Below are 16,536 nucleotides of genomic sequence, written 5' to 3'. Positions count from 1 at the left end.
GAAAATACATGGACAAAATACTCATCATTGACGATAACCAAGCTGTACTCGATGCGTTATCGCTATTGCTCGAAATACATGGTTATGATGTTGTGACAGCACATACCCCTTTCGAAGCCGAGCAAGTTGTTCGCTATCAACGTATTGCCTTGGCTATTCAAGATATGAACTTTACCGCTGACACCACATCGGGTGAAGAAGGCAAAAATCTCTTTTATCAACTGCGTGCACTCAATGCACACTTACCTATTATTCTGATCACCGCATGGACAGAGCTTGAAACCGCCATAGAGTTAGTGAAAGCGGGCGCTGCTGATTACATTGCCAAGCCTTGGGACGATAATAAATTACTGACCAGCATTGCAAACCTGATTGAATTGGGTAAGGCCAAGCAAGACAACGATACATTTAACCGCCAACAAGATGAGCGACACTCTGCCCATGAGCAGGCAAATTTAGCTGGTCTTGTGTATGCAAGCACAGCCATGGAGCGAGTAGTAGATATGGCATTGCAACTCGCTAAGTCAGACGTGTCGGTATTGATCACTGGGCCAAACGGCAGTGGTAAAGAGCGTATTGCCGAAATTGTGCAGCTAAATTCTGCTTTGGCAGACAAATCATTTATTAAAGTTAATGCAGGCGCATTGCCCAGTGAGTTAATCGAGGCTGAGCTATTTGGCGCAGAAGCGGGTGCCTACACAGGCGCTAATAAACAGCGTATTGGTCGTTTTGAAGCTGCTGATGGCGGCACGTTATTTTTAGATGAAATTGGCAATTTACCTCCGTCAGGGCAAATGAAGCTTCTTAGAGTTTTGCAAACGGGTGAGTTTGAGCGCTTAGGATCAGTGCAAACACAAAAGGTCAGTGTACGGGTTATTTCGGCGACTAATGCTGACTTATTACAAGACATAAAAGCTGGCAGGTTTCGAGAAGATTTATATTACCGACTGAATGTCATAGAGCTCAGACTGCCTGCATTGTGTGAACGAAAAGACGACATCGTTCCACTTATAAAACACTTCTTGCCAGAACGAGAATTTGGATTAGCCACTGAGCAGGCTTTGACGAGCTATGCTTGGCCGGGAAATGTCAGAGAGCTTGAAAACGCTTGTAAGCGTGCTGCTGTTCTAAAGCCAAATGGTGCACTGGAATTTACCGACTTTGGTCTGAACCAAACACAAAATGTAACGCTTCCAAACTCAAATAAAGAACCTAATAAAGATGAAATAGAGGCGGCAATGCGTGAGTATCATGGGGTTGTTGCCAAAGTAGCAAGGCATTTTGGTCTATCACGACAAGCGCTATATAGGCGCTTACAAAAATTCGATATCGATTACTAATAAAACTAAAACGATAACTTTTATGAAATCACTCACAGCTAATCTTAGTACTCGCCATAAATTGCAGTTAGCAACAATGTTAAGTGTTGTGTTGGCGTTAGTGCCTATACTACTTGTGCTAGGCGCATCAAGTACACACAGCCTGATTAGTTTGAGTTTAGCCGTTGTTCTCGCTTGGTTTGTGAGTGGTCTAATTACTCAACCGGTTAACTCAGGTATCAAAGCGTTAGAAACGGGATTGTTAAACTTCAAAGACGGTGAGTTTTCGAGTTTACTTGCTTACATTGAAGACGATGAACTTGGGCGTTTGTGCCATACTTACAACCAAACCGCCGAGCAACTTAGACAAGAAAAACAATGGATTTATCAGCGTGAATTGATGCTCGATAAAGTGTTGCAGTCTTCTCCGCAAGCGCTAGTTTTAATAGACAGCAATAACCATGTCGTCTTCAGTAATCACAGTGCCAAACTGTTATTTAATAGTGAGCAGAAACTTGAAGGTCTGACTCGCAATGAACTCTATGCTTTTGGCAGTGAGCAAATTCAAAATGCGATGGAAGCAGGCAGAGATGGACTATTTCACTTAAAGCACGCACATTCACACGATAGTCAGTTAAATCAAGATGACGAAGCCCAAACTTGGCACCTTTCAACCGGACAGTTCTTGTTAAATAACCATAGCCACCGTTTATATATTTTTAAACAGCTCACTCGTGAACTGAGTCGTCAAGAAGTGGCAGTATGGAAGAAGGTGATACGTATCATCAGTCATGAGCTCAATAACTCTTTAGGCCCTATGTCGTCTATGCTACACAGCGGAAAAATACTGACGCAAAACCTCAATGAACCAAGGCTAGGGCGGGTATTTTCGACCATGCAAGAGCGCATAAATCACCTGAATGAGTTTGTTCAAGGTTACGGCAAGTTTGCCAAATTGCCTCAACCAAAACTCGTAGTAATTGATTGGTCGAGTTTATTGAACAGTGTTAAGCAAGAGTGGGCTTTTAGTATTGAAGGGGATATCCCAAACGTTGAATGCCTTGCAGACAGAGTTCAGCTAGAGCAGCTTCTTATTAATTTGCTTAAAAACGCGCATGAATCGGGTTCAGAAGCAGAACAGATTAAAGTAAAAATTGAAGCTAAATCTCAAGGTGCATTACTCAGCGTGAGTGATGCAGGTAAAGGTATGAGTGAAGCGGTTATGGCGAATGCTCTTGTACCTTTTTATTCAACCAAAGCAAGTGGAAGCGGCTTGGGGCTTGCGCTTTGTCGAGAAATCGCAGAAGCCCATCATGGTCAACTAAGTTTGCATAACCGAGGTGATGGGAAAACGGGCTTAGTTGTGCAGGTGTTTTTCCCAAGTTAACTCGATTTTAGTTTAGTTGATGTTTGTTTCCTCTAGTTTGCAATCAGAGGGTTTTTCGAGCCAATACACGGTATTAGAAATAACCACAATACTACCTGATACCACAAAGCTAGCTGCAGTCACTAAACCATAACTAGCCATTAAGAGTGCACATGCTTCATTTGAGCAATTTGCCATGGGGATCGCTTCTTCTAGGGCTAACACCTTCTTTTTACGCATGACATTACATTTTTCATCATAGCTATGTACGTTTTCTGGTACGTAAACGCACCCCGCTAAGAGTGTCAAAAGTAGTGCTGAGATAAGCGTTTTCATATGCATCCATGTAATTCCAAAATGTAGAATGGCGAGTGTATGTCATTGAGTCCCTAAATACTGTAAGAAAATGTTTATGAGTCGATATAATTTGAAGAACAGAGATATAATCAAACTATATAGAACAATCAGAGACATACTAGTGTTTAAAAAGCTTAAAGCATTATTAGCTGACTTCAGTAATGAATTACAGCAAACCAACAAGCCTGAGAATTCAATTGACTTTAATACAGGGCTTGCAGCTCTGTTAGTTGAAGTCATGCGCGCTGACAGCAAAATTGAGCAATCGGAATTAGATAAGATTGCCGAAATTTTAAAAACGCAATGTGAGCTAGATGAAAGACAAGTTGAAGTTCTGATAGACAAAGTAAGACCTATGGTTGAAGCTGCGCTAGATTTGCACCAATTCGTAAAAGAAGTGAATGCGAAAACAAGCTATGAAGAGCGTATGGAGGTGATAGAGCTGTTATGGCACGTTGCTTTTGCAGATGGTCATTTAGATGATTATGAAGATCACATCATTCGTAAAATATCGAGTTTGATGTATGTTGCACATGTAGACTTTGTGGCCGCAAAAATACGTGTGCAAGAGGGTTTAGATATCTAATCAAGTTTACTTTGCAAGTTTGTTTAGATTCTCAGCCTTCAATCATGATGCACTTATATCAATTTAACTACCTCACAAAAAGAGCAAAATAAAATGCTGTTTTTATATACAGCTTTTTGTTTTTGACGCATAACATTATTACAGCGCGTTTTGTCCAATTTTCACAACTGAGCAAAATTGGACATTCTAAACTCATGTTTACAATGAACTTTTCTTGTGTGAATATTGGGACACGTAATATAGCCCGTTTTGTCGGTATTTATTCAGGCAATTTGGGAGAGAATAAGCTGTTATACGCTAGGTGAAAATATCAACCATAAGGAGATGCTCTTTGAAACCTGAGTTAAGTATTAAATTGGATTATTTGGAAGATCGCAAAAACCCTGCGGAAATATTTGATGCTATGTCTCTTTATATAAATGCATATAGGGATTTTGGTCAACTTATGACTAACTCCATGGGCATTAAAGGAGACTTTGATTTTCAGCTAAATGCAATTGAAAGTGGCTCTATCTTGAGTAAGTTGTCCTCACTTCCAGGTAAATTAGATGCAATATTTGAAGAAGCAATTTATAAATCTGGAAATAGCACTTTTGATGATTTAGTAGATATTGATGAAACTGAGACAGAGCAGCAAGTTGAAGAACTTGCAATTAAAATAGAAAATACACTTACCAATAATGTGCCTAATCAGATTGCAGAACCTCTCATTGATAGACAACATTTAGCTTATGTCTTAAAAGCTTTCTCTACAGCGAACGAAAAAACAAAATGTGGTGAAAGTGTCATTTTTAAATCATCAAACGATCAGGGAAATGAGTGTCGGTTAAACACCAAATGGCGTTTCACTGGAAATCCAAAAGAAATGTTTCAAGGCTCTACGGAAAGTCATGAAATAAAGCTGAAACTGTTTGCCAAAATACCGGTTAATGAGGGGAATTCAGTTTGGACGTTTAGGTGTGAAAAAATAAAACAGCCTTTTTCAGCAAAAGTAACTCATAAGGATTGGCTAGATAGGTATCAAAAAGGTTTAATTCAGCCAATTGGTCCTAAAGATACCATGGACACTCTTGTTTCTTATGATATTTATACCCCCCCTAAAGGTAAGGGGGAGCCTATAATTCGTAACGCCAAGATTAAAGAAGTTATTAACATCACAAGAAACAGGGCTTACCAGCATGAACTTAGTTCTTTCTAAACGGCAGAGAAAGGCCATTTATGCTGACTTAAAAACTGAATTTCTGTATATAGCAATTCCGTTTTGCCTTTTGATTGGGGTTAAAATTTATATGGGGAGTTGGCGTGAAATCTTTATGACCGCTGATTGGGCTTTAGCTTCATGTATTATTTTTGGTCAAATTACTTCCAAAGTATCTAAAGCTGTAGCCAACTCGAAGTTAGTCACCAGCCAAGAGCATTTTGGTTTATATACAGCAAAAAGGTTTTTTTTGGTTATTGCTGCATCAGCAGTTTATTTTGGAATGTTGGTATTACCAAGTATTCAATTAGGTATATTTCAAATATGTTTATTCCTTGTAGCTAGTTATTTTCATTTTTCGGATGGCTATGCAACGGCTATGCTGCAAGCCGCGTATAACAAAGCCTTAAAGTCGGATTCGTAACAGTTTGCTCGGTTCCACTTCGTTTCACATTTTAGCAAACTGTTACTCACCGCTTAAGGCGGCGTTATGCGTCATTTTAAATCGCTGTCTTTAAAACGGTTTTTGCTTCAAGTCTTTTCTTCAAATCAGCTTTTAGGTACAGTGGCGTAATCAAGTATTGAGTTGGTCTTAGCTTTTCATTTTTCAATTTAAGCTGTGACCAGAAAGGTCATTCACCAGTCGAACGCTTCTCTGCAATTTTAGGTTTGGTGAGTGTTTTTAAATTTATAAGTTTGGCTTATTGGTGCAGGCGCAAGCGCTTTTAATTTTGTGTGTCAACGCATAACAAGGTCGTCAACGCGGACAAAAAACTGTTGGCTGCTGCGCTTCGCTTCACATTTTAGCCAACAATTTTTTGCCGGTTACAACGGCGTTATGTTCTTAGGATGGAACCATGGTAACTCCAATAATAATTCTTTTAATTCTTTCTTCTCCGCTGGGTATGGCCTTTGCTTACTCTAAATTCATGAAGGTATCTGTTGATATTAACAAGTATGCTTGTTGGGGTTTAGGGATGGCATTTATTTTTTTCTTTATAGGCCACATCGTAAGAACAGATGGAATGGTTGAAATGCTTCCTTCTTGGGTGCCTTTCAAAGTTTCATTAATCTATTTTACAGGTGCCCTCGAATTAATGGTTGGCATTGCTCTTTTTATGCCTAAATTCCAACGCATTGCAGCAAAACTTGGTATTCTCATTTTTGTATTGTTTTTTCCTGCAAATGTATACGCTGCCTTAAATAGTGTTGGGCTAGGTGGTCATCAATGGGGAGCTGTTTATTTGTTGATACGAGCACCATTGCAAATCATATTAATCGCATGGGCGTATTTCTTGTGCGTAAAGAACATAACAAGGCGCTAAACTAGGACAAAATTAAATAAGCTCGTCGCTTCGCTCGATTTTAGCTTATTTAATTTTGCCTGTTAGCTAAGCGTTAGGGTTCAATCGTGATTTCAGAGAATTTTTCATGGACAGGTAGCATTCATCTGAAACATGACTCTACTGTTTATGACCTTCATAATGATTATGATTTTATAAAATTTAGTTACGATGTTGAAAAGCGTTTAATTGTTCTAGAGTGGCGAAAGGGAAAATATGATTGGGTTAAAAGTGAATTACCTACAACTCTTTTGCTTTCACTTTTCAATGTAGAGCATTTTGGTTTTCAACCAAGAAGCTCTGAAAGGTCATTTAATGAAGATGATTGTTTGAGTAGTTTTGGTTACCTTTCAGACGATGAATGGTGTGAAGGTCAGTTTTGGGTTGACGGTGATCCTGATGACAGTTGGCATTGGTCATTAGAATTTGAATCAGGTGCAGAGCTTATAGTTTCAGCTGAATCAGCTTTTGTGAAAGTTGAACCCTAACAAGGCCGTTAAACCAAGGACACAAGACAGCAGGCTGTGCTCCTTCGTCGCAAATTTTAGCCTGCTATTTTGTGCCGTTTACGGCAAGCGTTAGTTGCCTAGGAAAATTTTGAGAATACTTATACTTTTATTGAGCCCATTTGCTTCTTTAGGGTCACAACAAAGCGAGGCTCCTGAAATAGTTTGGGTTGAGTCACCTAAGCATTTTAACTGCAATCCTAGTGAAATCAGCTTCAAAGATAGTATTTCTATTTCTCTGGGTGAGAGCTCATTTGATGAGTTAGCTATATTTCGAGAATCAGATAAGACGTGGTTATTTCTGGTAGTTGGTGGTGCTCCTGAGGAAATGAATAGTTTAATGTCACCTTCTGAGCTGAAATCAACAAAAGTGTTGAGCTTAAACTCCGAAACCACAGGTTTTCGCTGGGAGTATAATGGTTACAATGAAAAAATATTCACAGTTTCTGGTAAATACACAGTGTATAACAGTGATACTTTAGAGAGTGAAGTTGGCGGCTATAAGTGCGATATCGTTGTAACCGGCAACTAACAAGTTAATTAAACCGTGGACGCAAAACAGCAGGCTTGCGCTCATTCTTCGCTTAGTTTAGCCTGCTATTTTTCGCCGTTTATTAAGGCGTTATGCGTCACTTTAAATCGATGTCTTTAAAACGGTTTTTAGTTCAAGCCTTTTCTTCAAATCAGCTTTTAGGTACAGTGGCGTAATTAAGTTTTTAGTAGGTCTTGGCTTTTCGTTTTTCAATTTAAGCGGTGACCAGAAAGGTCATTCACCAGTCGAACGCTTCTTTGCAATTTTGAGTTTGGTGGGTGTTTTTTAATTTTAAGTTTGGCTTATTAGTGCAGGCGCAAGCGCTTCTAAATTTGTGTGTCAACGCATAACAAGGTCGTCAACGCGGACAAAAAACAGTTGGCTGTTACGCTTCGCTTCACATTTTAGCCAACAATTTTTTGCCGGTTACAACGGCGTTATATAACAATTGGAGTTGTGAGAAATGTTTAAAGCCTTATTTATAATCAGCATCGTTCTGATTTTTTCGGGCATAGCTCTATTTGTTTATGATACTTATCTGTACGAGGTAGTATTAACAGAAGTAGCTAAATCGGACGACCTCTACATGGTTGTTGTACCGAGTGATTCATTCTCTATTGTTGATTATTGGGCGCACTTTTTAATTTCTGGAAGTTGCTTATTTATTTTAATTAGAGTTAAGAGTGCTATGAGTAAGTAGTTTGTTATATAACAAACGCTTTAACCAAAGGACGCAAAACAGCAGGCTTGCGCTCCTTCGTCGCTAATTTTAGCCTGCTATTTTGCGCCGGTTAAGCGAGGCGTTGTGCGTCATTTCAAGTCAGTGACTTAAAAGCTGTGTTTACATCAAATCTTTTCTTCAAATCAGCTTTTAGGTACAGTGGCGTAATCAAGTTTTAAGTTAGTCTTGGCTTTTCGTTTTTCAATTTAAGCCGTGACCAGAAAGGTCATTCATCAGTCGAACGCTTCTTTGCAATTATGAACTTGGTGATTGTTTTTATAAATAAAAGTTTAGCTCGCTGGTGCAGGCGCAAGCGCTTTGAAAGCGGTGTGTCAACGCACAACAAGGCGCTAAACTAGGACAAAATTAAATAAGCTCGTCGCTTCGCTCGATTTTAGCTTATTCAATTTTCCTGTTAGCTAAGCGTTAGGTTACTTTGAATGGATTCAGTATGAATTTCGACTTTAAGAAAAACTTTGAGGAAAAGATTAGGTTGATTTTAATTGATTCAACTTCCTCGTTAGATGAACAATTTGAGTTAATGCTAAGAAAGCATGCCGCTGATGGTATGCTCCGTTCGGGAAACACAATCAAACAAACCATGAATATGATTGCTGAATTCACTACAAAAATATATTCAGAGATCCTTTCATATATCGATACGCTAAATCTTAAGTATGATTCTTCGTTAGAAAATGATATTTCAAAACTTGCTCAGGACGCACAGAAACAGTTTAAAGTTGAAAGCATAGCCAAGTTAGAAAAAAGCACTGAAGTGGCAGGGAATCCGAAGTTATTCGAAAGAATGCTTCCTGATGTTGAAGCTGAAATGGCCAATAATTTAGCTATATTTCAAAATAACCTCAACGCCAAAGTGTTAGATTTGAAAGAAAACACTATCAAATCTCCTATAGAAAAATCTCTTTGGGTTGTAGAGTTTATGTTTTTGGCTATATCAATATTCATAGCTGGGATGTGGTTCAAAGATCCAGAAGGTAACTATGAACCATTTTTAGTTGGTTTAACTTCAGCTATGCTTTTAACATTATTAATAATCAAGCGTATAGGTAAACAGTAACCTAACAAGTGCCTAAACCAAAGGACGCAAAACAGCAGGCTTGCGCTCCTTCGTCGCTAATTTTAGCCTGCTATTTTTCGCCGGTTAGGCAAGCGTTATGTTCTTAGGATGGAACCATGGTAACACCAATAATAATTCTTTTAATTCTTTCTTCTCCGCTGGGTATGGCCTTTGCTTACTCTAAATTCATGAAGGTATCTGTTGATATTAACAAGTATGCTTGTTGGGGTTTAGGGATGGCATTTATTTTTTTCTTTATAGGTCACATCGTAAGAACAGATGGAATGGTTGAAATGCTTCCTTCCTGGGTGCCTTTCAAAGTTTCATTAATCTATTTTACAGGTGCCCTCGAATTAATGGTTGGCATTGCTCTTTTCATGCCTAAATTCCAACGCATTGCAGCAAAACTTGGTATTCTCATTTTTGTATTGTTTTTTCCTGCAAATGTATACGCTGCCTTAAATAGTGTTGGGCTAGGTGGTCATCAATGGGGAGCTGTTTATTTGTTGATACGAGCACCATTGCAAATCATATTAATCGCATGGGCGTATTTCTTGTGCGTAAAGAACATAACAAGGCGCTAAACTAGGACAAAATTAAATAAGCTCGTCGCTTCGCTCGATTTTAGCTTATTTAATTTTGCCTGTTAGCTAAGCGTTATGCGTCACTTTAAATTGCTGTCTTTAAAACGGTTTTTACTTCAAGCCTTTCCTTAAGGTCAGCTTTTAGGTACAGTGGCGTAATCAAATTTTAAGTTGGTCTTGGCTTTTCGTTTTTCAATTTAAGCTGTGACCAGAAAGGTCATTCACCAGTCTAACGCTTCTTTGCAATTTTGAGTTTGGTGAGTGTTTTTAAATTTTAAGTTTGGCTTATTGGTGCAGGCGCAAGCGCTTTGAAAGTGGTGTGTCAACGCATAACAAGCAATTAAACAGGGATAAAAAACTTGCGGGCTATTCGCTTCGCTCAATTTTAGCCCACAATTTTTTACCCGTTAATCGGGCGTTATACATCTAAAGGATGTCTGGATGAAAATCAATGAATTTGTGGAAGTTTCATTTAAAGAGGGGGCTACTTTCATTTTTCAAGTTGACTCAAATGAAATCATTTATCAGTGTAGTCCTTTCTCTGGAAAAGAGTTTGTCTCTGTTAATGGAAAACTAGTTTCTGAAAGCCAGAATTATAAATTGAAATCTAACCATAAATTCATGGTCGACGGTGTTGAATATGAGATTACCTTCGAGAGTAAAGACTTAATTAAGGGTCGTAATGAGTGCTCTTTGAACAAAGAAGGCGTACTAGTAAAACTTTATAAACTTAAATATATAAAACCACCCAAAAAGCCAATCTATTACTGGATACCCCCTATAATTCTGGGCGCTTTAGCAGGAATTGGTATTGCTCAAAGAATACTTCCTATTTGGCTATGTATTGCATTTGGTGTGTTGGCTTTTGTTTTAATTTTCATTTCAGAGCTCAAATCAAGTATAGAAAACTGGGATTGTGAAGTTGTCGATGTATAACAAACAGTTTAAAAGCGGACAAAATCCAGTTGGCTGGTTTCGCTCCGCTTCACATTATAGCCAACCAAATTTTGCCTTTTAACTGAGGCGTTATAAGCTATGGATAGGATAGATGTTGCCTGAACCATACAATACATTATTGGTGATTTTCATTTGCGTCATGTGTGCTTTACATTTTAGCGGTAAACTCGGAACAGTTGATAAATCTCCAGCTCTGAAATACATGATAGTTAATTACCCAAAGTTACCGAAAATTATCATTGGTATATCTATATTTGTTGCGGTAACAAAAGGCCTAGTTTTGATTTTAAATAGCATATAACAAGCAATTAAACAGGGATTAAAAACAGCGGGCTCTTCGCTTCGCTCGATTTTAGCCCACTATTTTTAACCCGTTAATCGAGCGTTATGCGTCACTTTAAATCGCTGTCTTTAAAAGGTTTTTTTGCTTCAAGTCTTTTCTTCAAATCAGCATTTAGGTACAGTGGCGTCATCAAATGTTAAGTTGGTCTTGGCTTTTCGTTTTTCAATTTAAGCTGTGACCAGAAAGGTCATTCACCTGTCGAACGCTTCTTTGCAATTTCGGGTTTGGTGGGTGTTTTTAATTTTTAGTTTGGTTTATTGGTGCAGGCGCAAGCGCTTCAAAAGCGGTGCGTCAACGCATAACAAGGTCGTCAACGCGGACAAAAAACTGTTGGCTGCTACGCTCCGCTTCACATTTTAGCCAACAATTTTTTGCCGGTTACAACGGCGTTAGTGCTTTCGAGAGTTTTGTGAAACTAATACTACCTTTTGTCATTTTTGCTGTTTCTTTCAACGTGAAAAGCTATCAGCCGATCTCGTTTGAAGAGTTTGTAAGTGAATGTACATCAGATTTAGCAAAATTTGCTCGCTATAAACGCCATTGTTCTTCTTATCTATTAGGCTATTTAGACGCATCGAAAAGTAACAGTAAGTATTCCAATTGCCTCAGTAAAGAAACACCTGAGACTTTGCTTGAAAAGCTAAAACTATTATTGGTAAATAATACAAAACTAGGCAAATATAAGTTTAATGATGGGCTAAAAGAGTCAGTAGCCAATATTTGCAAAAAAAGCACTAACAAAGTTGTAAACGCGGACAAATAACAGTTGGCTTTGTTCGTGCCTCACAAATTTTAGCCAACTATTATTAGCCGGTTACAACGGCGTTATATAACAATTGGAGTTGTGAGAAATGTTTAAAGCCTTATTTATAATCAGCATCGTTCTGATTTTTTCGGGCATAGCTCTATTTGTTTATGATACTTATCTGTACGAGGTAGTATTAACAGAAGTAGCTAAATCGGACGACCTCTACATGGTTGTTGTACCGAGTGATTCATTCTCTATTGTTGATTATTGGGCGCACTTTTTAATTTCTGGAAGTTGCTTATTTATTTTAATTAGAGTTAAGAGTGCTATGAGTAAGTAGTTTGTTATATAACAAACGCTTTAACCAAAGGACGCAAAACAGCAGGCTTGCGCTCCTTCGTCGCTAATTTTAGCCTGCTATTTTGCGCCGGTTAAGCGAGGCGTTAGGTGTTTCGAGGTTTTTGATGACTCTGCCAACCTATGAAAGAGATCATTATCAATTGGATAATGGAGAAGAATTAAATAAGGAATATCCAGACACATTCTGGATTCCTGAAAAAGAAGACAGGGAATCTCTTAAAGTAGGCGATTTGGTAAAGCTAATTTTCAGCATGGAAGAGAACATAGGTTCTGACGAAGTTTCGGTTGAACGTATGTGGGTAGAAATTATAGGCGTTTACCCTAATTACTATAAGGGCAAATTAGATAATGATCCTGCTGGCAGTGATTGTGTGCAGTGCGGACAACTTGTCACTTTTCAAGCTTGTCATGTAATAGATATTTACGAAGAAAACACCTAACAAGTGCCTAAACCAAGGACGCAAAACAGCAGGCTTGCGCTCCTTCGTCGCTAATTATAGCCTGCTATTTTGCGCCGGTTAGGCAAGCGTTGTGCGTCATTTCAAGTCAGTGACTTAAAAGCTGTGTTTACATCAAATCTTTTCTTCAAATCAGCTTTTAGGTACAGTGGCGTAATCAAGTTTTAAGTTGGTCTAGCTTTTCGTTTTCAATTTAAGCTGTGATCAGAAATGTCATTCACCAGTCGAGCGCTTCTTTGCAATTTTGAGTTTGGTGAGTGTTTTTGTAAATAAAAGTTTAGCTCGCTGGTGCAGGCGCAAGCGCTTTAAAAGCAAAGTGTAAACGCACAACAAGGCGCTAAACTAGGACAAAATTAAATAAGCTCGTCGCTTCGCTCGATTATAGCTCATTCAATTTTGCCTGTTAGCTAAGCGTTATACGTTTCGAGACTATGGACGAATCTGATAGAAAATTTGCCGAATCTGTAATGAACAGATTGATGAAAGGAAGCTCTGTTAATGGCTTGAGGTTTTTCACTCCACAGCTATTACTGGATGGCCCAAAAGACATAGCTCAAGAGGCTTATATCAACTTATCATCCGAATGGGATATCTTTGATTCTTTACCAGAAGAATTTCCCGTTGAATGTGAAGAACTGACCCAAGAGCAAGAAGAAATCAAACTTCATCAATTGAGGGGCGAAGAAGTAAAGGAAATACAAATATTATCTCATCATCCCCATTTGGTTGTGTATTTTGAAAGTGGAAAGCTTCTTTATATGAACGGAGAAGATCAGGATTACGAGCCGTGGCAAGCCGGGTTAACTAGTCATGGAGAAAACTCTGATACTTGGTTAGTTGTTGCTTGCCCTGGAGGTGGCATGGCTGTCTGGTGCCCTGAAGGAAGACTAGAGTAAAAACGTATAACAAGTTACTCAAAAGGACGCAAAACGCTTGGCTTGTGCTCCTTCGTCGCTAATTTTAGCCAAGCATTTTTGCGCCCATTAGTAAGGCGTTAGGTTACCAAAAGGGGTGGTGAATTGTTCAAGATAATTAGAAGTATTTTGGCCTTTCCATTTGAACTATTTATAACATTGCTTGGGTATGGCATCTTTATCTGCCTCTATTTACAAATAGTATTAGTACCTACAGTGTTATTTGCCTTAACCTCGGCATTTTCTTTGGGTTACGCAGATTACGATACAGCCATAAACATCATTTATGGTTCAAGTTTTATCGGTGCGTTAATTGGCATATTTTGGGCAGAGCGTATCCGGAAAAAGTATTCTATTTTTGGGTTTCATGGTTACTTAATCAATCACCCTGAGATTGATGGCTGGCAACAATCAAGTAAGGGGATAGTTTTCAGGAACGGTAACCTAACAAGCAATTAAACAGGGATAAAAAACTTGCGGGCTATTCGCTTCGCTCAATTTTAGCCCACAATTTTTTACCCGTTAATCGGGCGTTAGCTTTACTCTGTATATTTGTGAAGGATTACACAATGACAAAATATTTAAGTGATTTTTTTGATACTTCAATTGAATTTCTAGAAACATCGAAAGGTATGTTCTTTATAGGCGCTTTTCTAGCTCTGTGTTTTATTACTTACGCATCGAGTAAGTCAGGTGTTTTGCTTGCTCCGGGAGTTTATTATTTTGGTGCAGCAGTACCATCAGGTTTTCTTTTTAGGGCTGCGTATACAGAAAAGGCTAGAAAGTTAAAAATAGTTAAAGGCTTATTCTTTATAGCTTTTACAGGTTGGGTTATCTTGTACACACTCAGCTTTTTGTAAAGCTAACAAGGCCGTTAAACCATGGACACAAAACAGCAGGCTTGTGCTCCTTCGTCGCCAATTTTAGCCTGCTATTTTGTGCCGTTTACGGCAGCGTTATGCGTCACTTTAAATCGCTGTCTTTAAAATGGTTTTTGCTTCAAGTCTTTTCTTCAAATCAGCTTTTCGGTACAGTGGCGTAATCAAGTTTTAAGTTGGTCTTGGCTTTTCGTTTTTCAATTTAAGCTGTGACCAGAAATGTCATTCACCAGTCGAACGCTTCTTTGCAATTTTTGGTTTGGTGGGTGTTTTTTAATTTTAAGTTTGGCTTATTAGTGCAGGCGCAAGCGCTTTGAATTTTGAGTGTCAACGCATAACAAGGTCGTCAACGCGGACAAAAAACTGTTGGCTGTTACGCTACGCTACACATTTTAGCCAACAATTTTTTGCCGGTTACAACGGCGTTAGCTTTCTAGGAAGTGCAGATGACATTAAATGACTTAACGGTAAATTTCTCGCACCTTGAACGAGACACTCTGTTATCTGAATGGGAGTGGTTATTGGGTGGAGAATATTTACCTATATTGCTTTCAGCTTCCGGTGATGCATTTGTTCAAAATGTAAATAATGGCCAAGTTTGGTGGCTTGATTCAGGAGGCGGTGAGTTCTCACAAGTAGCTGACACACCTGAAGACTTCAATGAGTTGTTAGCTGATAAAGAGTTCGTTATAGAATACTTTGCAGTTCAAATGGTAGGTGATTTAATAGAGTCAGGTAAATCATTATCACACAACCAAATTTATAGCTTAACAAAACCTTGGCTGTTGGGTGGTGAGTATAAAATTGAAAATATTGAACCAACTGATATTGAGGTTCATTTTTCCCTAACAGGTCAAGTGGCACAACAAGTTGGTGTAAGCGAAAGCTAACAAGGCCGTTAAACAAAGGACACAAAACAGCAGGCTGTGCTCCTTCGTCGCAAATTTTAGCCTGCTATTTTGTGCCGTTTACGGCAAGCGTTAGGTGCTCAGTCACTACACATTCATTATGTTTTTGTCAAAAATAATAAATTAAATAAGGTTATCAATGTCAGCTGTTTCAACTAATGAAAAGTCATTCTCTCTTTCTGAGTGGTACGGTAAATATAAAGCAGTAATATTTTATTCATCTCTTGTTATTGTTGTTGGCATTAGTAGCCTTTTAGGTTATGAAATTGCAGGTACTGGGATTATTGAGAAAATTTCTGATGTTTCTAAATCGGTTTGTGATCAGTTAAAGAGTATTTTAGACCTTCAAGATGTATGGGTAGAACGTTTTCTTGTTGTGTTACCTCCAATTTTCCTCATTTTTGCGTATAACTTTCATATGGTTGGTAAAAATTCATTGTTAACAAAGATTGGGAAAGCGGGTTTAGGTTTTATTCCAATGTTTATGACTGGAGCGTTTTACACTTTTTTGTTTGCTACATCTGGGATTGGATTAGGGGTTTCAGGTTATGGAGTGGTGCACTTTGCTCCTGCCTTTTGGTTTTTTGTAGCCTTTTCAGCTTTGATAACTGCTTTAGCAATTTTCATTAGAAACATGACTAATGATGATTTTAAGGATAAGAAGGTAAGAGAGCGTGTTAAAAAGAGAAAAAGAGTTTTAACCACTTTTAGCCTATTAATCGCTTTGATAATATATTTATATTCTAGCCTATATATTCCGTACAAAACTTTCAAAGAATATGGCGCAGTATATGACAATGCCGCGGCATGTTTCATATTGAGTAAATAAAACGCACCTAACAAGTCATTGCAGCAGGACAAAAAACAGCTGGTTTTTGCTCGTGCCTCGCTAATTTTAACCAGCTATTTTGTTGCCTCTGAATGAGGCGTTAGTTACTAATGAAATTCATCCAGTAAGGAGATAAGGTGAATCTTAAAAAGCACAAATCAGGTTTTCTAGCTGGTTTCACATCAAGTACTGCACTTTTAGTAAGCGATTTATTTATTTTTGGTAACTTACAGCTAAATCAGTTATCTATTATTTGTTTAAGTTTAGTAAGCATAGTTTGTCTTTTCGGTTTTATTTCTTCAATAAAATCAGATGCTCAAAAGGCATCGTAACTAACAAGGCCGTTAAACCAAGGACACAAAACAGCAGGCTTGTGCTCCTTCGTCGCCAATTTTAGCCTGCTATTTTGTGCCGTTTACGGCAAGCGTTAGCTTTCTAGGAAGTGCAGATGACATTAAATGACTTAACGGTAAATTTCTCGCACCTTGAACGAGACACTCTGTTATCTGAATGGGAGTGGTTATTGGGTGGAGAATATTTACCTATATTGC

At 38.4% G+C, this 16,536-nt stretch carries 20 protein-coding genes; 19 read left to right on the top strand and 1 reads right to left on the bottom strand.

What is annotated here, in order from left to right; all coding sequences use genetic code 11:
- The first annotated feature begins 8 nt into the window (after positions 1-8).
- Complete coding sequence (locus ABMY35_RS20230) at positions 9-1,340, top strand: sigma-54 dependent transcriptional regulator (RefSeq protein WP_349287874.1); 1,332 nt, start codon at positions 9-11, stop codon at positions 1,338-1,340.
- Between the two features lie 22 nt (positions 1,341-1,362).
- Entirely contained in the window at positions 1,363-2,706 is a 1,344-nt protein-coding gene (locus ABMY35_RS20225) for an ATP-binding protein (protein WP_349287873.1), read from the top strand.
- A 12-nt stretch (positions 2,707-2,718) separates the two neighbouring features.
- Here the strand turns inward: ABMY35_RS20225 and ABMY35_RS20220 are convergent, their stop codons facing one another.
- Positions 2,719-3,021, bottom strand: coding sequence for a hypothetical protein (locus ABMY35_RS20220; RefSeq protein WP_349287872.1), 303 nt, complete (start codon positions 3,019-3,021; stop codon positions 2,719-2,721).
- 142 nt (positions 3,022-3,163) lie between these two features.
- Between ABMY35_RS20220 and ABMY35_RS20215 the strand changes: the two genes are divergently transcribed.
- The 17 genes from ABMY35_RS20215 (at position 3,164) to ABMY35_RS20135 (ending at position 16,317) form a co-directional block, all read left to right on the top strand.
- A complete protein-coding gene (locus ABMY35_RS20215; protein WP_349287871.1) occupies positions 3,164-3,628 on the top strand; it encodes a TerB family tellurite resistance protein in 465 nt (154 codons plus the stop codon).
- A gap of 331 nt (positions 3,629-3,959) precedes the next feature.
- Entirely contained in the window at positions 3,960-4,826 is an 867-nt protein-coding gene (locus ABMY35_RS20210) for a hypothetical protein (protein ID WP_349287870.1), read from the top strand.
- On the top strand, positions 4,807-5,250 hold the full coding sequence (locus ABMY35_RS20205; protein ID WP_349287869.1) for a hypothetical protein: 444 nt from the start codon (positions 4,807-4,809) through the stop codon (positions 5,248-5,250). Before ABMY35_RS20210 ends, ABMY35_RS20205 begins: the two co-directional genes overlap by 20 nt.
- 433 nt (positions 5,251-5,683) lie before the next feature.
- Positions 5,684-6,151, top strand: coding sequence for a hypothetical protein (locus tag ABMY35_RS20200; RefSeq protein WP_349287865.1), 468 nt, complete (start codon positions 5,684-5,686; stop codon positions 6,149-6,151).
- 86 nt (positions 6,152-6,237) lie between these two features.
- The gene (locus ABMY35_RS20195) at positions 6,238-6,657 is read left to right on the top strand and encodes a hypothetical protein (RefSeq protein ID WP_349287868.1); all 420 of its coding nucleotides are present in this window, start codon (positions 6,238-6,240) and stop codon (positions 6,655-6,657) included.
- 109 nt (positions 6,658-6,766) lie between these two features.
- Entirely contained in the window at positions 6,767-7,207 is a 441-nt protein-coding gene (locus ABMY35_RS20190; protein ID WP_349287867.1) for a hypothetical protein, read from the top strand.
- 1,172 nt (positions 7,208-8,379) lie between these two features.
- Complete coding sequence (locus tag ABMY35_RS20185) at positions 8,380-9,006, top strand: hypothetical protein (protein ID WP_349287866.1); 627 nt, start codon at positions 8,380-8,382, stop codon at positions 9,004-9,006.
- A gap of 116 nt (positions 9,007-9,122) precedes the next feature.
- Positions 9,123-9,590 (top strand): hypothetical protein, encoded by a 468-nt coding sequence (locus tag ABMY35_RS20180; RefSeq protein ID WP_349287865.1) that lies wholly within the window; start codon positions 9,123-9,125, stop codon positions 9,588-9,590.
- Positions 9,591-10,031: 441 nt separating this feature from the next.
- Positions 10,032-10,526: a hypothetical protein gene (locus ABMY35_RS20175; RefSeq protein ID WP_349287864.1), complete on the top strand. Its 495-nt coding sequence runs from the start codon at positions 10,032-10,034 to the stop codon at positions 10,524-10,526.
- A gap of 773 nt (positions 10,527-11,299) precedes the next feature.
- Positions 11,300-11,653 carry a hypothetical protein gene (locus tag ABMY35_RS20170; protein ID WP_349287863.1) on the top strand — a complete coding sequence of 118 codons (354 nt, stop codon included), beginning with the start codon at positions 11,300-11,302 and terminating at the stop codon, positions 11,651-11,653.
- A 449-nt stretch (positions 11,654-12,102) separates the two neighbouring features.
- Positions 12,103-12,438, top strand: coding sequence for a DUF2314 domain-containing protein (locus ABMY35_RS20165; protein WP_349287862.1), 336 nt, complete (start codon positions 12,103-12,105; stop codon positions 12,436-12,438).
- Positions 12,439-12,887: 449 nt separating this feature from the next.
- Positions 12,888-13,352: a hypothetical protein gene (locus ABMY35_RS20160; RefSeq protein WP_349287861.1), complete on the top strand. Its 465-nt coding sequence runs from the start codon at positions 12,888-12,890 to the stop codon at positions 13,350-13,352.
- 123 nt (positions 13,353-13,475) lie between these two features.
- A complete protein-coding gene (locus ABMY35_RS20155) occupies positions 13,476-13,829 on the top strand; it encodes a hypothetical protein (protein WP_349287860.1) in 354 nt (117 codons plus the stop codon).
- A gap of 110 nt (positions 13,830-13,939) precedes the next feature.
- Positions 13,940-14,230 (top strand): hypothetical protein, encoded by a 291-nt coding sequence (locus tag ABMY35_RS20150; RefSeq protein ID WP_349287859.1) that lies wholly within the window; start codon positions 13,940-13,942, stop codon positions 14,228-14,230.
- Positions 14,231-14,694: 464 nt separating this feature from the next.
- The gene (locus tag ABMY35_RS20145) at positions 14,695-15,138 is read left to right on the top strand and encodes a T6SS immunity protein Tdi1 domain-containing protein (RefSeq protein ID WP_349287858.1); all 444 of its coding nucleotides are present in this window, start codon (positions 14,695-14,697) and stop codon (positions 15,136-15,138) included.
- A gap of 157 nt (positions 15,139-15,295) precedes the next feature.
- Positions 15,296-15,985 carry a hypothetical protein gene (locus ABMY35_RS20140; protein ID WP_349287857.1) on the top strand — a complete coding sequence of 230 codons (690 nt, stop codon included), beginning with the start codon at positions 15,296-15,298 and terminating at the stop codon, positions 15,983-15,985.
- Positions 15,986-16,122: 137 nt separating this feature from the next.
- A complete protein-coding gene (locus ABMY35_RS20135; RefSeq protein WP_349287856.1) occupies positions 16,123-16,317 on the top strand; it encodes a hypothetical protein in 195 nt (64 codons plus the stop codon).
- Positions 16,318-16,536 lie beyond the last annotated feature (219 nt).

Source organism: Pseudoalteromonas sp. BZB3 (assembly GCF_040104455.1).
Taxonomy (GTDB): Bacteria; Pseudomonadota; Gammaproteobacteria; order Enterobacterales; family Alteromonadaceae; genus Pseudoalteromonas.
Note: the sequence above shows the minus strand (reverse complement) of the source record. Positions and strands in the feature narration are given on the sequence as shown.